The 21114-nt window shown below is 44.2% G+C and carries 22 protein-coding genes and 1 other RNA gene; 11 read left to right on the top strand and 12 right to left on the bottom strand.

All coding sequences use genetic code 11. The annotated features are described in order from the left end of the window. Position 1: 1 nt before the first annotated feature. Together R7Z49_RS12390 and R7Z49_RS12385 are read right to left on the bottom strand one after the other, a co-directional pair. Entirely contained in the window at positions 2 to 484 is a 483-nt protein-coding gene (locus tag R7Z49_RS12390) for a protein YgfX (protein ID WP_318111699.1), read from the bottom strand. Then, positions 432 to 692 (bottom strand): succinate dehydrogenase assembly factor 2, encoded by a 261-nt coding sequence (locus R7Z49_RS12385; protein ID WP_005380951.1) that lies wholly within the window; start codon positions 690 to 692, stop codon positions 432 to 434. The genes R7Z49_RS12390 and R7Z49_RS12385 overlap by 53 nt, the downstream gene beginning before the upstream one ends. A gap of 189 nt (positions 693 to 881) precedes the next feature. Between R7Z49_RS12385 and ygfZ the strand changes: the two genes are divergently transcribed. From ygfZ to R7Z49_RS12370, 3 genes are all read left to right on the top strand, one after another. Beyond that, on the top strand, positions 882 to 1850 hold the full coding sequence (gene ygfZ / locus R7Z49_RS12380; RefSeq protein ID WP_005380959.1) for a tRNA-modifying protein YgfZ: 969 nt from the start codon (positions 882 to 884) through the stop codon (positions 1848 to 1850). Next, complete coding sequence (locus R7Z49_RS12375; protein WP_021707783.1) at positions 1843 to 2316, top strand: aminoacyl-tRNA deacylase; 474 nt, start codon at positions 1843 to 1845, stop codon at positions 2314 to 2316. Before ygfZ ends, R7Z49_RS12375 begins: the two co-directional genes overlap by 8 nt. 639 nt (positions 2317 to 2955) lie before the next feature. Then, positions 2956 to 3162 carry a DUF1107 domain-containing protein gene (locus tag R7Z49_RS12370; RefSeq protein ID WP_005380970.1) on the top strand — a complete coding sequence of 69 codons (207 nt, stop codon included), beginning with the start codon at positions 2956 to 2958 and terminating at the stop codon, positions 3160 to 3162. Positions 3163 to 3227: 65 nt separating this feature from the next. On the opposite strand, the gene R7Z49_RS12365 is transcribed toward R7Z49_RS12370, so the two are convergent. The 3 genes from R7Z49_RS12365 to R7Z49_RS12355 are packed head-to-tail and all read right to left on the bottom strand — an operon-like array spanning position 3228 to position 6248. Beyond that, the gene (locus R7Z49_RS12365; protein ID WP_033907445.1) at positions 3228 to 4436 is read right to left on the bottom strand and encodes an FAD-dependent 2-octaprenylphenol hydroxylase; all 1209 of its coding nucleotides are present in this window, start codon (positions 4434 to 4436) and stop codon (positions 3228 to 3230) included. Between the two features lie 31 nt (positions 4437 to 4467). Then, a complete protein-coding gene (gene ubiH / locus R7Z49_RS12360; RefSeq protein ID WP_186584656.1) occupies positions 4468 to 5646 on the bottom strand; it encodes a 2-octaprenyl-6-methoxyphenyl hydroxylase in 1179 nt (392 codons plus the stop codon). Positions 5647 to 5669: 23 nt separating this feature from the next. Continuing rightward, the gene (locus R7Z49_RS12355; protein ID WP_005380976.1) at positions 5670 to 6248 is read right to left on the bottom strand and encodes a YecA family protein; all 579 of its coding nucleotides are present in this window, start codon (positions 6246 to 6248) and stop codon (positions 5670 to 5672) included. Positions 6249 to 6497: 249 nt separating this feature from the next. On the opposite strand from R7Z49_RS12355, the gene R7Z49_RS12350 reads away from it, so the two are divergent. From R7Z49_RS12350 to serA, 5 genes are all read left to right on the top strand, one after another. Beyond that, positions 6498 to 6806, top strand: coding sequence for a cell division protein ZapA (locus tag R7Z49_RS12350; RefSeq protein ID WP_005384553.1), 309 nt, complete (start codon positions 6498 to 6500; stop codon positions 6804 to 6806). Positions 6807 to 6814: 8 nt separating this feature from the next. Beyond that, positions 6815 to 6999: non-coding RNA, 6S RNA (ssrS, locus tag R7Z49_RS12345), on the top strand. Between the two features lie 5 nt (positions 7000 to 7004). Continuing rightward, positions 7005 to 7604: a 5-formyltetrahydrofolate cyclo-ligase gene (locus R7Z49_RS12340; protein ID WP_054701889.1), complete on the top strand. Its 600-nt coding sequence runs from the start codon at positions 7005 to 7007 to the stop codon at positions 7602 to 7604. A gap of 53 nt (positions 7605 to 7657) precedes the next feature. After that, positions 7658 to 8314, top strand: a complete 657-nt coding sequence (gene rpiA, locus R7Z49_RS12335) for a ribose-5-phosphate isomerase RpiA (RefSeq protein ID WP_005380982.1) — start codon at positions 7658 to 7660, stop codon at positions 8312 to 8314. A 274-nt stretch (positions 8315 to 8588) separates the two neighbouring features. Next, complete coding sequence (serA, locus tag R7Z49_RS12330; protein ID WP_017821632.1) at positions 8589 to 9821, top strand: phosphoglycerate dehydrogenase; 1233 nt, start codon at positions 8589 to 8591, stop codon at positions 9819 to 9821. Between the two features lie 71 nt (positions 9822 to 9892). On the opposite strand, the gene R7Z49_RS12325 is transcribed toward serA, so the two are convergent. Both R7Z49_RS12325 and R7Z49_RS12320 read right to left on the bottom strand, forming a co-directional pair. Next, a complete protein-coding gene (locus R7Z49_RS12325; RefSeq protein WP_005384550.1) occupies positions 9893 to 10585 on the bottom strand; it encodes an oxidative stress defense protein in 693 nt (230 codons plus the stop codon). Positions 10586 to 10793: 208 nt separating this feature from the next. Continuing rightward, the gene (locus R7Z49_RS12320) at positions 10794 to 11690 is read right to left on the bottom strand and encodes a LysR family transcriptional regulator ArgP (protein ID WP_025768836.1); all 897 of its coding nucleotides are present in this window, start codon (positions 11688 to 11690) and stop codon (positions 10794 to 10796) included. Between the two features lie 147 nt (positions 11691 to 11837). On the opposite strand from R7Z49_RS12320, the gene R7Z49_RS12315 reads away from it, so the two are divergent. Then, positions 11838 to 12467, top strand: coding sequence for a LysE/ArgO family amino acid transporter (locus tag R7Z49_RS12315; protein ID WP_031780897.1), 630 nt, complete (start codon positions 11838 to 11840; stop codon positions 12465 to 12467). A gap of 26 nt (positions 12468 to 12493) precedes the next feature. Beyond that, positions 12494 to 12976, top strand: coding sequence for a YbaK/EbsC family protein (locus R7Z49_RS12310; protein WP_042521288.1), 483 nt, complete (start codon positions 12494 to 12496; stop codon positions 12974 to 12976). A 47-nt stretch (positions 12977 to 13023) separates the two neighbouring features. On the opposite strand, the gene mscS is transcribed toward R7Z49_RS12310, so the two are convergent. The 5 genes from mscS to R7Z49_RS12285 all read right to left on the bottom strand — a co-directional run bounded on the left by mscS (position 13024) and on the right by R7Z49_RS12285 (position 20003). Further along, positions 13024 to 13890 (bottom strand): small-conductance mechanosensitive channel MscS, encoded by an 867-nt coding sequence (gene mscS, locus R7Z49_RS12305; protein WP_005384548.1) that lies wholly within the window; start codon positions 13888 to 13890, stop codon positions 13024 to 13026. 438 nt (positions 13891 to 14328) lie between these two features. Next, positions 14329 to 15405, bottom strand: a complete 1077-nt coding sequence (gene fbaA, locus R7Z49_RS12300; RefSeq protein WP_005380996.1) for a class II fructose-bisphosphate aldolase — start codon at positions 15403 to 15405, stop codon at positions 14329 to 14331. 154 nt (positions 15406 to 15559) lie between these two features. Further along, entirely contained in the window at positions 15560 to 16720 is a 1161-nt protein-coding gene (locus R7Z49_RS12295; protein ID WP_318111698.1) for a phosphoglycerate kinase, read from the bottom strand. A 151-nt stretch (positions 16721 to 16871) separates the two neighbouring features. After that, positions 16872 to 17909 carry an erythrose-4-phosphate dehydrogenase gene (gene epd, locus R7Z49_RS12290; protein WP_053306782.1) on the bottom strand — a complete coding sequence of 346 codons (1038 nt, stop codon included), beginning with the start codon at positions 17907 to 17909 and terminating at the stop codon, positions 16872 to 16874. 135 nt (positions 17910 to 18044) lie between these two features. Next, positions 18045 to 20003 carry a ligand-gated channel protein gene (locus tag R7Z49_RS12285; RefSeq protein WP_005380999.1) on the bottom strand — a complete coding sequence of 653 codons (1959 nt, stop codon included), beginning with the start codon at positions 20001 to 20003 and terminating at the stop codon, positions 18045 to 18047. 140 nt (positions 20004 to 20143) lie between these two features. On the opposite strand from R7Z49_RS12285, the gene R7Z49_RS12280 reads away from it, so the two are divergent. Next, positions 20144 to 21037: a LysR family transcriptional regulator gene (locus R7Z49_RS12280; RefSeq protein ID WP_017633561.1), complete on the top strand. Its 894-nt coding sequence runs from the start codon at positions 20144 to 20146 to the stop codon at positions 21035 to 21037. Positions 21038 to 21114 lie beyond the last annotated feature (77 nt).

Below are 21114 nucleotides of genomic sequence, written 5' to 3'. Positions count from 1 at the left end.
ATCAGCAGGGAGCATTAGCTCCCTGTTTCATTTCCCATTGGCGTAATACCAAAGATAGTTGACGATACTGCTCATCGTCACAGCTATCACGCCAAATCGTAACAACACGGCCAGATTGCAATTGGAATGTTATCTTGAATGGTGATGCCGATGTATCGACTCGCTGTAAATGACCCTTTTCGGACTCAATATCTTCCGAGCATTCGCCACACTCAAGGGCATCAAACCTAACCGAGCCATCGCAGTGCACATACCAATGCCCATGACTTGTAGGTTGAACAAGGCCTTGGCTTGAGAGAGCCTTAACAATCAGTAATAACAAATAAGTCGATAATACGAGCGGAATGCTAGAGAAGATAACAGCCCAAGTCATCAATAAGAAAAGTACAACATTGAGGACTCGGGCAGTCAGAGAGGGAGAAGCAGTAAAATTAACGAACTTTGCTGAGGTTATGGGCGACAATTTTATCAACCATTGCTGCATGACCTAAATTTTCGCTACGGCCATGCCCCATTACCCAAGTAAACAGATCAGGATCATCGCATTCAAGTAAAGAAACAAAGTCACGCTGCTCTTGTTCACTCAGAGTATCAAAGCACTCTTCAAAAAACGGCATAATTACTACGTCAAGCTCAAGCATGCCTCGACGACAAGCCCATTTAATACGCGCTTTTTCTTCCGGAGTGTACATTCACTATTCCTTCATAGATGTCTTGTTGTTAGTGCGGAGTGTAACAAGGGATGTGCTACGTCACTAGTGTGCGGGTCACAATACGATAGTGAAAGCAGACAAATGTTGATTCGTAAATCGCTCCCCTAGTATCTCAAGGTTATTTGGGTATAACATAGCGGAAAAATATCTTCAAAAGGCATTGTAATTATGGAATGGCAAACTCGTTTTTCAGCATTACCTCTCTCAACTCAAGACGCGCTTCCAGAGTTATCTATCTCACTGCTGGATAACTTCGGCATGATCACCATGATCGGTGATGATAAAAAATCATACTTACAAGGTCAGGTTACCTGCGATGTTGTTTCTTTAGAACAAGACCAATCAACACTGGGCGCACATTGTGATGCAAAAGGCAAAGTGTGGAGCGTGTTCCGCCTTTTCCATCATCATGATGGCTACGGCATGATCCAACCAAAATCGGCGATTGACGTAGAACTTAATGAAATAAAGAAATACGCCATTTTCTCTAAAGTAACGATTGAAGCTTCTGATGACGTTATCTTAGGTGTTGCTGGCGTCAAAGCCGACGAATTCATTTCAACAATGAGCAAGACAACTGGCAGCGTTCGCGCAGTTGACGGTGGCACAGCAGTGCAAGTTGCACAAGATCGCTGGTTACTGATATTAAGTGCGCCAGAAGCACAGCAAATCGTTGAAACTACCGACGCTGTCTTTACGACAAATGAGCTTTGGAATCGTTTCGATATTGAGGCAGGTTTACCATTTGTCTCTGCATCCGCGCAGAATGCTCACATTCCACAAGCACTCAACGTGCAAGCTTTAGGAGGCATAAGCTTCACAAAGGGCTGCTACACGGGACAAGAAACGGTAGCACGAGCGAAGTATCGCGGTACCAATAAACGTGCGATGTATATCGTAAAAGGTGCAACTTCTGCTCCATTCAGTGACGAACCAATTGAGCTCGAACGCAGCGTAGGTGAAAACTGGCGTTCAGTAGGTGCTTTATTAAATCACTACCAGTTCAGTGACAATCACGCGATTGGCCTGATCGTACTGCCTAATAATCTCGATGAAGACACTCGTCTTCGTTTAGTTGCGCAACCAGAATGTGAATGGACAATCGAATCACTGCCTTACAGTCTTGATGATGAGTAATACAATCAATACTCCTTTGATGCAATTTCTCACAGACCAACACATTCCGTTTCGTCTGTTACCGCATCAAAGACCATCAACCACCATTGAGGATGCCGCGCACCAACGCGGCATTCGCCCTTCTCAAATGGTGAAAGCAATCTTGCTACGAGACATGGGTAATCAATATGCACTCGCCTGTGCACCAGGTGATCGTAGCGTTGATCCCAAAAAAGTGCGCTCGTTACTGAAATGTCGCCGGATGACTTGTGTTGATCAAGCCGATGTTGAGTCCATCACTGGTTACAAAGTTGGTACTGTCACTCCTCTGTTACTCAAACGTCATATGCCAATCGTGTTCGACCCCAGCTTACTAGAAGAACAGGAAGTCACGATCAGCAGTGGCGATCGAATGGCTGGGCTGGCGCTTTCTATTCAAGATCTTATCCAATTGTGCCAGCCGACCGTAGCTGAGATCTGTCGTTAATCGTCTAAAAACAATGTAATGACACGTAGTGTTTCTATCACTGCGTGATCTCGCTCATATCTACAAAAATAGACATGAGAATTTTTAATCACATATAAAACATAAATAGTCACAAAGATAAAACTCGTATATGCTGAATTTGTTGGTTAAGTTTCAAACAAGCACTTAACCAATATAAAGTGAGTCAGCTAGCTGAGTGACAGCATTCATGCAGTTAGTTATCCACTTTTGTGTAATGCATCTGTGACTATTCGCCCGCTGAAGCGGGCTTTTTTTTACGTGGAACTTTTTCTCTTTCATTTCCTCTAATCGTTAGAACGTAAAGTGTGTTACGCGAAGCACGACCTTAATAGAAACAACTAGCAAACAACCGTTTTCGTTCTATTCTTAATTCTGTAACAAAACTATTGCTTAATGCGTCACGTAAAAAGGAGTGTATTGGCGTAAGGGTTCCTTTAGAGAGGTTATTTTTGGGGTAATCCTCACGCTATTTAAGAGATGACACTGTCAAATTGTCTAAGACAACACAATTCTCTGACGCAACACCCTACATCTGTATTTAATACTATTGCTGTCACAATAATTTTCGCGTCCAGAACGTAGAATACCTAGGCTAGGTTAGATAAAAGGAAAGTAAATATGAGACTGTTTAAGCGCTATACACCAAGTATGATTGCTAAACATATAAGTCGTCTTTTTAAAGGAAGAATTTATATTTACGGGGTCGGTAGATTCGAGTTTGATAACGGTAAGTTAATACTGCCGGAGAAAGCAGAGCAACGCCATTTCCGAGCGGTCAAAGAGATCAATCAAGAAATAATGAAACTCCGATGCGCATATGCTTAGCAAAATGTTGATAAAACAAAGGCTGGATTAACCAGCCTTTTGTGTATTTGAAGTTCGCTTTGCACTTACTGACGCGCGAGATCCGGCAAGTGTCCCTTTAAACCAAGCGCGCGCTTCATGATCTCATCTTTCGCTCCCGGCAGTTGCCCCGCTAAACTCAAGCCAATGCCACGAACAAGCTTCTTAGCAGGGTTCTCGCCAGAGAACAAATCTCGAAACCCTTGCATAGTAGCGATCATCTTTGCCGCTTCCGCTTTTCGCCAACGCTCGTAGCTTCTTAGGTTGCGTTTACTGCCGATATCTTGTCCCTGCTTCCAAAGTGCTAATACTTCTTGAGCAAGACTGGCGGCATCTAATAAACCTAAATTCACACCCTGCCCCGCTAATGGGTGAATGGTATGGGCCGCATCACCAACCAGCGCGACTCGCTCGACAACAAAATCTCGCGCATAGCGCATTTTCAAAGGAAACGCAGCACGCTCTCCCACTACTTCACATAGACCAAGTCGAGCATCAAACTCACTCGTCAACGCTTTATTGAAATCATGTTCACTCATCGCCACTAACTGCTCTGCTCGATTTGGCTCCGTGGACCAAACAATAGAGCACATATCTGGTTGCGACATTGGCAAAAATGCCAACGGTCCGTGAGGAGTAAATATCTGGCGCGCAATGCTGTTGTGTGGCATAGCAGTTTTGACATTCGCGACCAAAGCATGATGACCATAGTCCCAATGCGTTAATGGAATATCCATTTGATGGCGAAGCCACGAATTCGCCCCATCGGCTCCGACCACTAATTTAGCGGTCATGGCTTGGCCATTATCGAGCGTCAGCCAGCTTTCTTGCTCACCGACCGCGAGAGTCGCGCAACGTGCAGGCATAAACATAGTGACGTTATCGAGCTTTTGGACTTGTTCAAGCAGCGCAAGTTGAATCACACGATTCTCAACAATATGCCCTAAATCAGGTTGTGCCATACTTTGTGCATTAAATTCAATGCTGGCAAAGCTATCTTGTTCCCATACTTCCATACCATGGTAAGGTGAAGCTCGGCGCTGTTCTATGCCCTGCCAAGCACCAAGTTTACGCAAAATCGTCTCACTAGAGCGGCTCAGCGCAGACACACGAACATCGGGTAATTCTTTCAACGAATCATCTGGCACTTTACCTTCAATAACGGCGACACGCAGATCACTGTCTTTGAACGCGGCAGCAAGTGCCAACCCAACCATCCCTCCGCCGATGATGGCGATATCTACACTTTGCATCATTGCTTTTTATTACCTAATTCAGTGCGGCCGTTCATCGTTTTACCAAGCCAAGTGTATGGCATAGTAGCGGCTGCTTAAAAATAGAAAGGTTATCCATCGCTGCTAAGGCAGTATTTCGGCCAATTCGCATCGCGGGTAAATCATTTGAAAAAACATGCACTAAGGCACTGGTTAGCCAAATAGTTTCGCTTCGATCTGCTTCTCTACGTTGACTAAAGCGCATCAGGCCTTGATAAAGACCCACATCCTCACTTTGCTGCACAATTTCTTCTGCTAGTGAGACTACATCGCGAATACCGAGATTAAAGCCTTGTCCAGCTATCGGGTGCAGCGTTTGCGCCGCATTTCCAACAATCGCAAAGCGATGTGAAATATTTTGCTTTCGATGGCGAAGAAGCAATGGGTAACTTGCACGGCGCCCCACTTTTTTCATCGCGCCTAAACGCCAACCAAAATCGTTCTGTAAACGCTGGAGAAATGCTTGATCAGATAACTCAAGAACGGCTTGGGCTTCTTCAGGGTGCAAACACCAAACTAAGGACATTCGATTGTCACTCATTGGCAATAAAGCAACTGGGCCATTCTCAGTAAAACGTTCAAAGGCTCTACCTTGATGAGGTTCTTGAGTCACAATATTGGCAATGACAGCCACTTGTTCAAAATCTTGCTCAGAAAGTTCTAGACCAATTTTCTGACAACAGGTCGAAACAGCACCATCTGCAGCCACCAGCAGTTTTGCTTCAAGTTGCTCACCACTTTTCAACGTCACATGGGTACAGTTTTGCTCGCGCTCGATATCGGTAACGGAGTCAGGACAAAACAGCGTAATTGACTCGCTACTGTCTAATAATTCTTGATATACACGCCCAACATCGGCTAATTCTACAACATACCCTAGAGCTTCAACCCCAACCTCTTGCTTGGTAATCTCCGTCATCCCAGCATGAGAACGGTCAGAAACGTGGATATGTTCAATGGGTGTGACAAACGGTTCTACTGACGTCCAGAGCTGTAGTTGACGCAACAGATTGACAGTACCGTAAGACAATGCGATTGAGCGAGAGTCAAAACCAGGGTGCATATCTGATTGTGCTTTAAAAGGCTCAACGACGGCAATGCGGAGCTTTCCCTGAGACAAATGGTCAATCGCCAATGCTAACGTTGTACCAGCCATGGCACCACCAGCAATGACTACATCATATTGCTTCATACTAACCTCTGGACGGTCTACGATTAGTGAATAGTAGGTTTTTTGTCGCTGCTTTCAGGACGAACACCAAATTCAGCATGAATCGTTAGTACGCAAGCTTTGATGTGCTCAATCACTTGCTCTAGCAATTGCGCTTGTTCACCAAGATCGTCATCTTCATCAATGCCTAATTTGGCAATCTCTTCTAGATCAGCCAGTGCTTCTTTAGCGTCATCAGATGCTTTGTTAAGCGCAACGCCTGCTAGACCTAGCCCAGAAATAAAGTGGTTTACAAAGTCGGACACACTGTCGGCTAATGCGAATAAGCCTTCTTCGCCCGGCTCATCTGGCAATAGTAAAGACAGCTCCATTGATGTGCCAGTAAGCTCATTAACAGTAACGTTGAATATGCTCTGAGCAAAAGTGAGTGCTGTCGAGGGCCACCCCATCCCATCATTGGTGTAGTCAAAAAGAATCGGCTGCCAAGTTTGATCATTGATCGCCAATCCACCACTTAACATGCCAACAAATAAGCCATGTAACTCCGCCGGTGTCACAGCCAGGCTTGCCGATTGCAGTTCAGCAGCAATAGATTGGTATTCAGGAAGGGTGATTTCACTCATAACTTGGCTCATTCTTGCGTAATAATGTATTGGTATATCCTACCATCAAGGTTAGTGGTCTGAAACGGCTATCAAATTCAATTTTGGACAGCATTTGTTCAATTTGCCCAATTCCTGTGTGATCTCGTCATCATTTCTCTTTCTGTGATGGGAAATGCTTGAATCTTAATAGCGGTTTTCCTATAGTTTGCTCCTCGGTAGTTGTATGAAGCAACACCTTAGATAGCGCGAATATAGAGTTTATTCATCATGAGCAATCAAGCGATCGACGTTGAAATATTAGGCAAACTTACACGTGTGAATTGTCCGACAGGACAAGAAGAGTCTCTTGTTGCAGCGGCAAAAGATCTTGATCGCCGATTGAAAGAAATGAGCGAACGTACTAAGGTAACCAATGAAATCCAACTGCTGACCTTTGCTGCATTGAATATTTGCTATGAGTTGCACACCAAGTCATACGAATCCAATGGTCAACAGCAAGAAATTACTGAGCGAATGGAAAAGCTCACCGCGTCTTTAGAGAACGCACTAAGCAAAGTTACGCAAGGACAGCAGTAAATACAAAATTTACCCTGGGGTGTGCGTCAGCAGGATTTAAGTCCCTGAGCCGATAAGCAATACCTAAGGGTTAGTATTTGGTAACTATTGAGCAAGCTCGGCATGCACCGAGAAGCCTACGGTTGTCATTGCTGATCCGCCTTGAACCAGCTGGTTCAAGGGCCACAATCCTCAACGGCACCCTGGGGTATTCTCTCTATGTCAGACCTCTCTCGACAAGACTTCCGCAAACTGATTCGTGAAAAGCGCAACGCTCTGTGCAGTGATACGCAATACCAAGCGGGAATCGACCTTATTACTCAATTTTCCCAACTTCCTGAAATCGATCAGGCGCAACATATTGCCATCTACCTTTCTGCAGACGGTGAGCTTGATACTAAACCGCTCATTGAATGGTTATGGCAACAGGGAAAATCGGTTTATCTGCCCGTCATCCATCCCTTTTCTAAAGGTCAGTTACTGTTTCTTCAGTATGTAAATGATGAACAGCTCGTCTACAACAAGTACGGCATCTTAGAGCCCAAGCTCGATATCAGACACCTCAAACCCGTTCGCCAGCTTGATTTAATCTGCACGCCTTTAGTTGGGTTCGACAGCATCGGACACCGCTTAGGCATGGGCGGGGGGTACTACGATCGTACTCTGTCACGTTGGTTTATAACTGGAGAGGGTGCTAAACCTGTCGGTATCGCTCATGACTGCCAACATGTAGAACGCTTACCAATTGAAAGCTGGGACATTCCATTGCCTAAGATCGTGACCCCAAGCCAAATATGGCAATGGGAAAGTGACAAGTAAGCCGCTATAATCACGCCCGCAAACGTTAACGAACATCTATTCAGGAGATTGGCATGACTCAAGATGAAATGAAAAAAGCGGCTGGTTGGGCAGCACTAAAATATGTTGAGAAAGGCAGCATTGTCGGTGTTGGTACTGGCTCTACCGTGAATCACTTCATCGATGCACTAGGCACTATCAAAGATGATATTAAAGGTGCAGTGTCTAGCTCTGTCGCTTCAACTGAGCGCCTTAAAGAGCTTGGTATTGAAGTATACGAGTGTAACGATGTAATGAAGCTGGATGTGTATGTTGATGGCGCAGATGAGATCAACCCAGCACGTGAAATGATCAAAGGCGGCGGCGCGGCTCTGACTCGTGAGAAAATTGTCGCAGCAATCTCTGATAAGTTCGTATGTATCGTTGACGGCACTAAAGCAGTTGACGTACTTGGCCAGTTCCCATTGCCTGTTGAAGTAATCCCAATGGCACGCTCTTACGTGGCTCGTGAATTGGTAAAACTAGGTGGTGATCCAGCTTACCGTGAAGGCGTTGTGACTGACAACGGCAACGTGATTCTGGATGTGCACAATATGCAAATTACCAACCCGAAAGAAATGGAAGACAAAATAAACGGCATCGCTGGTGTGGTGACTGTGGGTCTTTTCGCTCATCGTGGTGCAGACGTAGTGATCACTGGCACACCAGAAGGTGCAAAAATTGAAGAGTAAATAACAGCCTAAAATGAACCTATCTGGTTCACTTTTCTGTTATTTCATTACATACGGTGCTGCAAGGCACCGTTTTTTATTCCTTTCTATAAGAAAATTATCTCTTATTCCGTAATTTTCTTACCCAAAGCAATTTTTTTTTGTTACTTTATTGAACAGAAGACGCACAGGGAAACGTTTGTCTTCCTACAAAACTGTTAATTATCCCCTTTTTAATAGTTTTGCCCAATGTGCGCCACATTAGCCCACCTTTCCATTTTAAGGACGAGAAAAAATGGCCAAAGTTTCACTGGAAAAAGAAAAGATTAAGATCCTCTTGTTAGAGGGACTCCACCCTTCTTCAGTTGAAGTTCTTCAAGCAGCTGGTTATACCAACATTGAATACCATAAAGGTTCCCTTCCGGAAGAAGAACTAATTGAAGCGGTAAAAGACGTGCACTTCATTGGTATCCGCTCCCGTACGAACCTATCCGAAGAGGTAATCAATGCGGCGAACAAGCTGGTTGCAATTGGCTGTTTTTGTATTGGCACTAACCAAGTAAACCTAGACGCAGCAGCAAAACGCGGTATTCCTGTCTTTAATGCACCATTCTCTAACACTCGAAGCGTGGCAGAGCTTGTACTTGGGCAAATCCTTTTACTAGTGCGTGGTATTCCTGAAAAGAATGCTCTTGCACATCGCGGTATTTGGAAGAAAAGTGCAGACAACTCTTACGAAGCTCGTGGTAAGTGCCTTGGCATTATCGGATACGGTCACATTGGTACGCAGCTTGGTATTATTGCCGAAAACTTAGGTATGCGCGTTTACTACTACGATATTGAGAACAAACTGTCCCTTGGTAATGCGACGCAAGTACATACCATGAGTGAACTATTGAACAAATGTGATGTGATTTCTTTGCACGTTCCCGAAACACCGGAAACGAAAAACATGATGGGTGAAGCTGAATTTGCTCGAATGAAACCAGGTTCCATCTTTATCAACGCGGCACGTGGCACCGTTGTGGATATTCCTGCACTTTGCCATAGCTTAGAAGCTGGTCACCTTGCCGGCGCTGCAATTGATGTATTCCCAACTGAACCAAAAACAAATGCTGACCCGTTCGAGTCTCCTTTACAAAAATTCGATAACGTCATTCTCACTCCACACGTTGGTGGTTCAACGCAAGAAGCACAAGAGAATATCGGCTTAGAAGTGGCGGGCAAACTGGCTAAGTACTCTGATAACGGCTCGACACTTTCAAGCGTAAACTTCCCTGAAGTGTCATTGCCAGAACACAGTGGTGAGTGCTCTCGTCTGCTTCATATCCATAAGAACCGTCCTGGTATTCTAACTCAGATCAACACCATCTTTGCTGAAGAAGGCATTAACATTGCCGCGCAGTACCTACAAACAGCCGCTGAAATAGGCTACGTAGTGATCGACGTTGAAACTGAACGAGCAGAAGAAGCTCTAACAAAGCTCAAAAACATTGAAGGCACAATCCGTGCTCGTATCCTGCATTAAACTGTGAAATAGAAATGACAAAGGCAGGGGTTGTAACTCCCTGCCTTTTGCTTTTTACTGTTTGCTAAGCCTTACTTTAGCTTATAAATGACATCGACTTGATCGCGAATGATCATGGTTGAATCTTGGTAGCTATTCGCTCCTTCTTTACTATCCATCGCCATTGAACGCATTAACACAGGCTGAACGTGCATCTGTCTGTAATTGATCTGCCATACATCGCCCAACTTTTTCTCAAAACCAGTCGCTAATGACCCTGCTTTTTCTCTTGCGTCCTTAATCGCAGCCATTCGTGCCTTTTGCTGATATTCGGCTTGGTTGCTTACTTTAAGTTGAATATTATCAACCTGATTAATTCCCGCTTCTAACGCCATATCTAGGTATTGGTTAAGGTTTTTCAGATCCGTCACCGTGACATCAATACTGCGAGATGCTCGATACCCAACAAGTTCTGCTTTCCCTGATTTAGGGTAATGGTACTGAGGAGCAAGGTATAAATTCGAGCTAGTAATATTGTCTTTTGACAAGCCGGCATCCGATAAGCTTTTTAGAAACTCTTCAACGGTTTTATCTACGGACAATTTCGCTTGTTCGGCCGTCATTGTCGTATCGACTACTTTTACAGAAAACGTAGCCATATCAGGTGTGGCCGTCACTTCGCCATACCCCGTTGTCGTAACATGAGCAAACTCTGGCGTATTCGCCAAAACTGAAGCACTGGTAAGGCTGAGTGCTGAAGCCAGCAAAAATGAATACAATTTCATTCAATAAATCCATCCATACAAAATTAAGTACTTAATCTCAGATTCCAACATCACTATCATGGCTGAGAAAGCGTGTGGTTTCATAATAGAAACTTCCGCCGATTATCCAAGCACCCATAGTGACTTCTAACACAACTTTGACTATGTAACATTGGCGTAATTTTTAAACAAAACACACTTAAGTGAACGATATGCAGCTCTGACGAACTTATTGAGGTAGATGCTGCTGCGCATACCCCACTATCGCATGTGAGATTTCTTGTAGTACCCCAGTTTCTAACTGCCAGTGGTGCCAATAAATCCGATGGGACATTAAAAAACCTGGAGTCACATCAACCAACACACCTCTGTCTAATTCGTCGGTAATTTGCAAGCGGGGGATCAAGCAATAAGCTACACCAGCTAACGCCACTTTTAGAAACGCTTCAGAACTACTGATGTTGTGATGAATAACGCTGTCAGGATTGACGTTAAAATGCTCGGTAAGAAATGTTTTATGTAGATCATCATATTGGTCATATGAAACGGCCGGTGCTTTTGCCAATGTCTGATTATTTACGCCTTTAGAAAAATAACGCTGATAGAACTCTGGGCTCGCGACACAAACATAATCGATGCGACCTAAATAGTCTGCTCTGCATCCGGGGATTGGCTGGGACTCCAAGCTGATCGCTCCTGTCACTTCGCCACTTTTGAGTTTTTCAATAGAGCGGTATTCACCATAGATAGTCAGTTTTAGTTCAACTTGACGCTGCTTCATAACATTTTGCAGCGCTGGCAGTAGCCATGTTGCAAGGCTATCTGCATTAGTCGCTAAAGAGAGTTGCACAGGTCGCGTACTGGTATCATTTTTTAGTTCGGGGAGAATTTCATGCTCTAGCAAGCGTACTCGCCGATAAAGACCCAACAATTTTTTACCAATTAGCGTTGGCTTAGGTGGCTGGCTTCGAATTAAAACAGGCTGCGCGAGAAACTTCTCTAACTGCTTGATACGTTGAGAAATGGCGGATTGAGAAACAAATAAATGCTCGGCAGCACGCTCAAAGCTACCCTGATAAACTATAGCATCTAATGCCTCAATCCATTTGTAATCTAACCCTCGCATACCTTTCCTCTCACTCCTGATCAAACGCCTCCCGTTAAATTAGTCTATCTAATGTAAGATTAAAATCATTAATTATACTTATTTAGATAAACGCTTTATCTTTCCCCTTTCTGTAAATGTATTTGTTATTTTGAAGTGAGGTGAAGTGTGAGCTTGTGGGTTCTATTGCAAGGTTTTGGTTTAGGAGCATCAATGATCATTCCGATCGGCGCGCAAAATGCGTATGTTTTGAATCAAGGCATAAAGCGTAACCACCACCTAACAACCGCCACTATTTGTAGCGTGCTAGATATGATTTTCATCTCTCTAGGTATCTTTGGTGGTGGTGCAATTCTGTCTCAAAATGAAATCTTACTGACGTCGGTGACACTTGGTGGTATTGCTTTCTTGAGCTTCTATGGACTGCTCTCGCTAAAAAGTGCTTTTAAGCCAGAGAGTGAATCGGAATCAAAAGGGGAGATCGTAGCTCGAGGTCGTCGAACGGTTATTCTAGGTGCGTTAGCTGTCACTGTGCTTAATCCGCACTTATATTTAGATACAGTCGTTATTCTAGGTTCGATCGGTGGACAATTTGAAGGCCATGATCGCATTGCTTTTGCACTAGGTACGATTATGGCTTCCTTTGTTTGGTTCTACACTTTATCGATAGGAGCAGCCAAACTAGGTCCAACACTCTCTCAACCAAAAGTGAAAAAAACCATCGACATTGCAATCGCAATGATGATGTTCACAATAGCGTATATCTTAGCGAGTGAGCTTATTGATAAGTATTGGTAATCACCAGGTAGTAAGGCAGCAAAGACATGGAGTCACTAAAACATATTTATAACAACAATAGAGAGCGATTCAACGCGCTCTCTATTCCTTTTCGGGAATGGCAGCACGAAGCCATCTTAGACTTTGAGACAGATATACGCATTGCGAGAGAGCTTGGTTGGACGGGTACGCATACCAAAAGCCTCTTTTTAACACTCAAAGGACAAGGTTACGCGGTTTATCTGACAGATAAGGACTCGCGCCTCGATGCCAAGCAGATTAAAGCGATTACAGGTAAACGTCCCTCTATTTGTAATGATGATGAAATGGTCGAAGTGTTAGGTTGCGTACCCGGCGCGGTTTGCCCAATAGGCTTACCGGAATACATCACTATCATTGTTGATACCAATCTCTATCAACATCAAGAGTTGCTCTATACGCCTGGCTTACCTGAGTTCACATTTGGATTTGCAGGTAAACATCTAAAACGCCTCTTGCTTGCTGGTCATCACACCCTTTACGAAATATAAAAAAGCGAGGCCTATTGGCCTCGCTTTTGAATATCGACTGCTTTTGATTAAGCGTCGACTTTGTTCAGGTGAACATCCATTTGTGGGAATGGAATCTCGATACCATTTTCATCCAATGCTTCTTTAATACCTTGCATTGCATCAAAGTATACGCCCCAGTAATCTGCAGTTTTCACCCATGGACGAACCACAAAGTTAACTGAAGAGTCTGCTAACGTAAGTACACCAATTGTGATATCTGGGTCTTTCAAGATACGTGGATCTTTCTCTAGCGTCTCACGAATCACTTTCTTCGTTAGTTTAAGGTCTGCTTTGTATGAAACACCAATCACTAGGTCGACACGTCGTGTCGCATGGCGAGAGTAGTTAGTAATGGCACCGCCGATAACTGAAGAGTTAGGCACAACAACCATTTTGTTGTCTGGTGTTTTTAGAACGGTTTGGAAGATTTGAATTGCTTCAACACTACCCGCTACACCACCGATTTCTACGTAGTCGCCTGATTTGAATGGACGGAACGCAACAATAAGTACGCCTGCTGCAAAGTTTGATAGTGAACCTTGTAGTGCAAGACCAACAGCAAGACCTGCCGCACCAATCACAGCAACAACAGAAGCGGTTTGAACTCCTAATCGACCAAGAGCCGCGATTAGCACGATTACAAATAGCAAGTAACGAACAAGACCGTGAATAAATTCAACGACGGCCTTATCCATGTTTTTCTTTTCTAGTACTTTAGAAACACTACCAGCGACTGCCTTAACGATAAGATTACCGATAAACAGAATAAGCACCGCAGAGATAATGTTCACACCGTACTGAACCAGTAGATCTGAATTGTTTGTCAGCCAAGTTTCAGCCTGAGTTAGACCATCCGTTAAAGTGGTATCGATACCCACCGATTCACCTGCCATAATTCTTATCCTCAAAAATAAAGAGATATAAATCCAATTGCCGTTAATTTATGAACCTTGTTTTTTAAAGGCTCTTTTCTAAAACAACATCCCTATTGCTCCACTGAACAGTGTCAGATTTTTGGCACAATATCCCAACTCTGACTTTTTTCAAAGTCAGAGTTTCGCAAAGATATGCAAAACAAGACTTTATCAGAGCTTTCTGACACTGACTTGTTACAGGTTACGCAATGCACTCTGATTTCGCCACTCTTAAGACTGATATTCCCATGTTTTCTTTAAAAAAAACGTTAAAGGTGAGATATCTCACTAGCAAATACAACCTAACGCATAAAAATATCGGGAGAAAGCAGAGGGGAAGAAAATGATAGATATAAAAAAAACCCGCTCAAAGAGCGGGTTTTTAAGTAACTTAATCAGTAACTTAATCAGTAACGATTATAGTACGTCAACTGCGTTAAGGTCAGCAAATGCTTGCTCTAGACGAGTAACCATTGAAGCTTGGCCTGCACGTAGCCATACGCGTGGATCGTAGTACTTCTTGTTTGGTGCATCTTCACCAGTTGGGTTACCGATCTGACCTTGTAGGTAATCGTGGTTTTCAGCTTCGAACTTACGGATACCATCCCAAGTAGCCCACTGTGTATCAGTATCGATGTTCATTTTGATTACACCGTAGCCGATAGATTCACGGATTTCTTCTAGAGAAGAACCTGAACCACCGTGGAATACGAAGTTTAGAGAGTTCGCTGGAAGACCGAATTTCTCAGAAACGTGCGCTTGAGAATCACGTAGGATAGTTGGAGTTAGTACAACGTTACCTGGCTTGTATACGCCGTGTACGTTACCGAAAGATGCTGCGATAGTGAAACGGTGGCTGATTGCGCTTAGTTTCTCGTATGCGTATGCAACGTCTTCTGGAGAAGTGTATAGCTCAGACGCATCCATATCAGAGTTGTCAACGCCGTCTTCTTCACCACCAGTACAACCTAGTTCGATTTCTAGAGTCATGTTCATTTTAGCCATGCGCTCTAGGTACTTAGCAGAAATTTCGATGTTCTCTTCTAGAGACTCTTCAGAAAGGTCGATCATGTGAGAAGAGAATAGTGGCTTACCAGTTTGCGCGAAGTACTCTTCACCAGCGTCTAGTAGACCGTCGATCCAAGGAAGTAGTTTCTTAGCTGCGTGGTCAGTGTGTAGGATTACTGGAACACCGTAAGCTTCAGCTACAGCGTGAACGTATTTCGCACCAGCAACAGCACCTAGGATTTGAGCTTCTTGACCTTCAAGTTTTAGACCTTTACCAGCAAAGAAAGCAGCGCCACCGTTAGAGAACTGAACGATAACTGGAGCTTTAACTTTTGCAGCTGCTTCAAGTACTGCGTTTACAGAGTCAGTACCCACACAGTTTACTGCTGGAAGTGCAAAGCTGTTTTCTTTTGCAACTTCAAATACTTTCTGAACGTCATCGCCAGAGATAACACCTGGTTTTACGAAGTCGAAGATCTTAGACATGGATGTAATCCTATTTATCTGTCGTTTTTAAACAAAACTTGTTAAGTTGAAAATCTTGCAAACGTTTGCTCACAACTGAGGCTATTCTAGCAGAGTTCCTCACACGTTGCAGCAAACAAGAAAGCGGGAGAATCACTCCCCCGCTTTGCTTTAATTACTTAGCGCGTGCTTCTAGCATTTCTACTGCTGGAAGAACTTTACCTTCTACGAACTCAAGGAAAGCGCCGCCGCCAGTAGAGATGTAAGATACATCCGCTTTGATACCGAACTTGTCGATAGCCGCTAGCGTGTCACCACCGCCTGCAACAGAGAAGCCTTCAGAAGCTGCGATAGCTTCAGAGATACCTTTAGTACCTGCTTCGAAGTTCTTGAATTCGAATACGCCTACTGGACCGTTCCATAGGATAGTCTTAGCGTTTTTAAGGATTTCAGCTAGTTCAGCAGTTGAATCTGGACCAAGGTCGAAGATCATGTCGTCGTCTTGTACTTCAGAAACGTGCTTGATTTCAGCTTCTGCGTTCTCGTCAAATGCTTTCGCACATGCAACGTCAGTTGCTACTGGAATTGCACACTCGTCCATTAGCTTCTTAGCTGTTTCAACTAGGTCTGCTTCGTATAGAGACTTACCAACGTTGTAGCCAGCAGCTGCGATGAATGTGTTAGCAATACCACCACCAACAACGAGTTGGTCAGCGATTTTAGATAGAGACTCAAGAACAGTTAGCTTAGTAGAAACTTTTGAACCACCTACGATAGCAACCATTGGACGAGCTGGCTTGTCCATTGCTTTGCCTAGCGCTTCTAGTTCGTTTGCTAGTAGAGGACCAGCACATGCTACGTCTGCGTGCATGCCAACGCCGTGAGTAGATGCTTGAGCACGGTGAGCCGTACCGAATGCGTCCATTACGAATACGTCACATAGTGCTGCATATTTCTTAGATAGCTCTTCGTCGTTTTTCTTTTCGCCTTTGTTGAAGCGAACGTTTTCAAGAACAACAAGTTCACCCGCATTTAGCTCTAGGCCATCTAGGTAGTCTTTTGCTAGCTTCACTTCGCAATCTAGTGCGTCGTTTAGGTAGTTAACAACTGGTTGTAGAGAGAACTCTTCAGCGTATTCACCTTCAGTTGGGCGACCTAGGTGAGACGTAACCATTACTTTAGCGCCTGCTTCTAGGCAGTGCTTAATAGTTGGAAGAGATGCGATGATACGTGCATCCGAAGTTACTTTACCGTCTTTTACTGGCACGTTTAGGTCAGCACGGATAAATACACGTTTACCTGCAAGATCCAGGTCAGTCATCTTGATTACAGACATGATGTGTCCTCTCAAATATTTAATAATTAAAGTTTTTGAAAACTCGGCAACCCTGCCAAGCCTGTTAATTCTTCAAACTGGTTATAGATATGGAGATATTATGGATTTATTTCAAGGCTTGAAATAAAAATTCTCCATCACTTCTTCGTCATTACTGTTCCACTTGCGAAGAAGCTTGCATTGCTAAGGCAGTATCCAGCATCCGGTTAGCAAAGCCCCATTCGTTGTCGCACCAAACGAGCATTTTTACGAGTTGCCCGTTACTCACTCTAGTCTGGCTTCCATCCACAATCGCACTATGGGGGTCGTGGTTAAAGTCGATGGAAACGAGTGGCGATTCAGTATAGTCAACAATGTTACGTAATGTACACTGAGATGCGTTAACAATGGTTTGATTTACGTCATTAACTTTCACATTTGTACTAATTGTGACACTTAAATCCATTGCAGTGACGTTAACCGTTGGAACACGAACAGAAATTGCTTCGAATTTGTTGGAAAATTTCGGGAAGATTCTTTCAATCCCCTTATGCAACTTAGTGTCCACCGGAATAATAGATTGGCTTGCAGCGCGGGTACGGCGTAAGTCGTTATGATACGCATCAATTACTTGTTGATCGTTCATGGACGAATGAATTGTGGTAATGGTGCCAGACTCTATGCCGAAGGCTTCGTCTAATACTTTAATGATGGGAACGATACAGTTGGTGGTGCAAGAGCCATTGGAGACAACACGGTGCTCGTCTTTCAGAGTTTCGTGGTTCACGCCATAGATAATCGTATTATCTAGGTCGTTTGCGCCCGGGTGCGAAAACAGTACTTTCTTAGCGCCAGCTTCTATATGCGCTTGCCCATCGGCTTGCGAACCAAATACGCCAGTGCAATCCAAGACGATATCAACTTCTAAATCACGCCAAGGAAGTAATTCGATTTCGGAGAGGTGGAGAATGCGAATGGAATCATATTCACCGCTGTCATGATGAACATGCAAATGTTCTTGGTCATGGGAAATTTTTTTACCAAAGCGACCATGACTGGTGTCATATTGCAGTAGGTGTGCCATCGCCTCTGGCTGAGCTAGTTCGTTAACCACCACAACCTTGATCTGCTGGTGTTTTCCACTTTCATACACCGCTCGCAGAACATTACGACCTATACGTCCAAATCCATTGATCGCAACCTTTAGCATTTATCCTTCGCCCTACCAAAAATTTCGTGTCACAGATACTACCTGATCAGGCTGACAAACGCACCTGTTGAATCAAAGTAAAGCAGGATTAAAAAAGGTCGAGACTATGCTCGACCTTATTACAACGATAGATAATTAAAATGCGACGTCTAAACCTAACCAGTAGCGACGACCATCTTCAATATATCCGTATTCTTCGTAACTGATTTCCTCGTCCAGCAAGTTATAGATAGCGCCTTTAATACGAGTATTGTCGGTTAACTGGTATGTCACACCGGCGTCCACAAAGGTATAAGCTGGTTCTACAATACTGTTTCTTGATGGGCCAGTAACCGGATCCATTTCTTTACCTCGGTACGTGACTTTCGCCCAGCTCTCTAGATCTGTTGTCGTTTGCCAAGTCACATCCACATTAAACAGATGCTTTGGTAACTGCTGCAGCGGCATGCCTTTGTATTCACCTGTTTTTTGCTCTGAGTCGGTAAATGTGTAGCTCGAGCTAAGGTAAATGGTTTCCGTTAACGGCGATGCTAAGGTCGCTTCAATACCTTGTGTGACGGCTTCATCCACGTTAATACGGTACGTTGGATCTGCGCCCCATTGGTTTGGACCATCAGTACAGATAGTGTCTGGACAAACAACACGTGTGATCTTGTCTTTGAATTCGTTATGGAACGCTGTCAAAGAGACATCTAAGCCAGAATCACCTTGATACAAGACGCTGATTTCTTTGTTTAGCGACGTTTCAGGGTCAAGATCTGGGTTACCGTAGATATTACCGCCACCACTGACTTGCGCCCAGCCAGGAGTAATTTCACGTAATTGTGGAGAACGGAAACCTGTTGCCACACCGCCTTTCACCGTCCAAGACGGATCAACTCGCCATACACCGTAAACACGCGGACTAAAGTGCGCGCCATAGTTTTCGTCATGATCTAGACGACCACCAAGCGTAACGCTAAACGGATCGGCGATTCTCCATTCATCTTCAATGAAAACAGCCCACTGCGTATTCGATGTTTCAGTCTTCGATGACGCTTTGTTGGAGGTGAAATCCTCAAGCTCTGCATGAGTGGCGTCCACACCCGTCGTCAACGTATGGTTTCCGATACCAGTCACCAAGCTCGATTTGAACGTGGTGTTGGTGATCGTCATCTCACGAGATTTGTTCTCGCTCTCTTCTCGCTGTAAGTAAGTATCTGAAATGCCAATCGAATCCCAATCACCGTTGTGGCTTACCGTTACGTAATTACGACGATATTCATTCAGTGAGTCTTCACACCCACCACGACACCCAGTGGTCGGCACTGAAAGGCCCACATTACCACGACGACTTTGTGCCGACGTGCCACCTTCTAATTGCACCGAATGGCGCTCATTAATCTGGTAAGTCAGTTTTGAAGAGATACTCTGCATATCTTTATCTTCATAACCGTATTCGATGTCATCTTCTTCTCTGGTTGTGTACTGACCATATACTTGGAGAGATAAATTTTCAGCCAACGGACCATTAACGAAAAAGTTCGCGCTCTGCTCTCCCCCTGAGCGGCTATTCTCTTGTAGTACCGTGCCCAGTTGAACATTACCTGTCCACTCTAGCGCATCTTTTCGTGTGATGACGTTAATCACACCACCAATCGCATCAGAACCGTAAAGCGTCGACATTGGGCCACGAATAACTTCGATTCGCTCAATCGCTTGAAGAGGAGGTAACCAACCTTGTTCGATACCAGGACCGTCACTATTTGGACGAGTTTCACGCGTGCTTTGACGTTTACCGTCGACCAGTATCAAAGTGTATTTAGAACCCATACCACGGATACTAATGTCGGTGGTATCACCACCACCTGTCACGACAACACCTGGCACACTTTTTAGTGCATCAGTCACATCGCGGTAATAACGGGAGTCCAACTCCTCACGTGAAATAACACTAATACTTGCAGGCGCGTCCGCTTGAGATTGCTCGTAGCTTGATGCAGTTACAACCACTGTTTCCATTTTAGAAACTGCATCATTGGCAAAAACATGAGGGACACTGACGAAGGCTAAAATACCAGTTGCGGTAATAACTGGCAGTCTAAGAGTAGACATCTACATCTCCATAATTGATAATGATTATTATTTTCGAAAGTGAATTATTCACAAATAGAATGAGATGCATAGTGAGAGTTATGGAACGGTTCTTTCCATTTATGGAACTCGTACATAACGCAGTAAGGAGTAAAAGAAATATGCACGACTTAGCATCAATTAGAGCCTTTGATGCGCTCAATCAGCATAAAAGTTTGACAGCAGCTGCTAAAGCCCTTAATCAGCCAAAATCAACGCTAAGTCGTCGCTTGGCACAATTAGAAGAAGACTTCGGTCAGGCTCTAACCGCCAGACAAGGTAATCGATTAGTTCTGACAAGAGCTGGAGAGATCTTTGCCCACTACAGCCGCCAGATTCTTGAGTTAAGTGAAGAGAGTTATGATGCACTTCAAGGTTTAACGAACCAAGTTTCAGGGCCACTGCATATTGTTTGTCACACTGCCTTAGTTAGAAGCTGGCTCGGCGGCGTACTCAATCGTTTTCTTGCTGATAATCCCGATGTTAGAGTTCAACTTACCAGTGACTTTTCTGAGGCGCATCATGACCCAGATTTGTTCATCTGGCTCGGTGAACGTAAAGAGCTAGACTGGCGAAAAGAAGTGCTGGGGGTATTTCGCTATACGCCTTTTGCCTCTCCAAATTATCTAAAACAACATGGGCCTATACCGCACCCCAAAGAACTTGAAGCACATCCATGGATCGATTTTGGTTCAGTGCAAGAAAATGGATTGATGCTAGCACACCCTCAACACGGTGAGTTCTTTTTAGAACCCTTTGTTAGTCGCTTATACAGCGACAACATAGCAATGCAAATAGACAGTATCGCGAATGGTCATGGTATTGGACTGCTGCCGACTTGGACAGCATGCGGCTATGAGAAACATCACCCAGGGCGAATCACACCATGCTTAGAAGGTTGGCTTTCTGAGCCTATTTCCATTAACTGCTATACACCAGCAGGACGACCACCACTGCGCTTATCCGTACTTTTAGACTGCATTCACCAAAGCATTCCACAAGGTTGGAAAACCTGACAAAAGTAAATTACCACCTTCTAAAGAAGGTGGCTTTGTGTGAGCCCCCTAAAAGGGGGCCTTTGTTTAGTCCAGCG

It is taken from the genome of Vibrio sp. 1562, assembly GCF_033340155.1.
In the GTDB taxonomy this organism is placed as follows: Bacteria; Pseudomonadota; Gammaproteobacteria; order Enterobacterales; family Vibrionaceae; genus Vibrio; species Vibrio alginolyticus.
Note: the sequence above shows the minus strand (reverse complement) of the source record. Positions and strands in the feature narration are given on the sequence as shown.

What these genes read in the sequence shown, in the direction of transcription:
- R7Z49_RS12390 (WP_318111699.1), bottom strand. Translation starts at nt 484, where the DNA reads ATGCAGCAATGGTTGATAAAATTGTCGCCCATAACCTCAGCAAAGTTC.
- R7Z49_RS12385 (WP_005380951.1), bottom strand. Translation starts at nt 692, where the DNA reads ATGTACACTCCGGAAGAAAAAGCGCGTATTAAATGGGCTTGTCGTCGA.
- ygfZ (WP_005380959.1), top strand. Translation starts at nt 882, where the DNA reads ATGGAATGGCAAACTCGTTTTTCAGCATTACCTCTCTCAACTCAAGAC.
- R7Z49_RS12375 (WP_021707783.1), top strand. Translation starts at nt 1,843, where the DNA reads ATGAGTAATACAATCAATACTCCTTTGATGCAATTTCTCACAGACCAA.
- R7Z49_RS12370 (WP_005380970.1), top strand. Translation starts at nt 2,956, where the DNA reads ATGAGACTGTTTAAGCGCTATACACCAAGTATGATTGCTAAACATATA.
- R7Z49_RS12365 (WP_033907445.1), bottom strand. Translation starts at nt 4,436, where the DNA reads ATGATGCAAAGTGTAGATATCGCCATCATCGGCGGAGGGATGGTTGGG.
- ubiH (WP_186584656.1), bottom strand. Translation starts at nt 5,646, where the DNA reads ATGAAGCAATATGATGTAGTCATTGCTGGTGGTGCCATGGCTGGTACA.
- R7Z49_RS12355 (WP_005380976.1), bottom strand. Translation starts at nt 6,248, where the DNA reads ATGAGTGAAATCACCCTTCCTGAATACCAATCTATTGCTGCTGAACTG.
- R7Z49_RS12350 (WP_005384553.1), top strand. Translation starts at nt 6,498, where the DNA reads ATGAGCAATCAAGCGATCGACGTTGAAATATTAGGCAAACTTACACGT.
- R7Z49_RS12340 (WP_054701889.1), top strand. Translation starts at nt 7,005, where the DNA reads ATGTCAGACCTCTCTCGACAAGACTTCCGCAAACTGATTCGTGAAAAG.
- rpiA (WP_005380982.1), top strand. Translation starts at nt 7,658, where the DNA reads ATGACTCAAGATGAAATGAAAAAAGCGGCTGGTTGGGCAGCACTAAAA.
- serA (WP_017821632.1), top strand. Translation starts at nt 8,589, where the DNA reads ATGGCCAAAGTTTCACTGGAAAAAGAAAAGATTAAGATCCTCTTGTTA.
- R7Z49_RS12325 (WP_005384550.1), bottom strand. Translation starts at nt 10,585, where the DNA reads ATGAAATTGTATTCATTTTTGCTGGCTTCAGCACTCAGCCTTACCAGT.
- R7Z49_RS12320 (WP_025768836.1), bottom strand. Translation starts at nt 11,690, where the DNA reads ATGCGAGGGTTAGATTACAAATGGATTGAGGCATTAGATGCTATAGTT.
- R7Z49_RS12310 (WP_042521288.1), top strand. Translation starts at nt 12,494, where the DNA reads ATGGAGTCACTAAAACATATTTATAACAACAATAGAGAGCGATTCAAC.
- mscS (WP_005384548.1), bottom strand. Translation starts at nt 13,890, where the DNA reads ATGGCAGGTGAATCGGTGGGTATCGATACCACTTTAACGGATGGTCTA.
- fbaA (WP_005380996.1), bottom strand. Translation starts at nt 15,405, where the DNA reads ATGTCTAAGATCTTCGACTTCGTAAAACCAGGTGTTATCTCTGGCGAT.
- R7Z49_RS12295 (WP_318111698.1), bottom strand. Translation starts at nt 16,720, where the DNA reads ATGTCTGTAATCAAGATGACTGACCTGGATCTTGCAGGTAAACGTGTA.
- epd (WP_053306782.1), bottom strand. Translation starts at nt 17,909, where the DNA reads ATGCTAAAGGTTGCGATCAATGGATTTGGACGTATAGGTCGTAATGTT.
- R7Z49_RS12285 (WP_005380999.1), bottom strand. Translation starts at nt 20,003, where the DNA reads ATGTCTACTCTTAGACTGCCAGTTATTACCGCAACTGGTATTTTAGCC.
- R7Z49_RS12280 (WP_017633561.1), top strand. Translation starts at nt 20,144, where the DNA reads ATGCACGACTTAGCATCAATTAGAGCCTTTGATGCGCTCAATCAGCAT.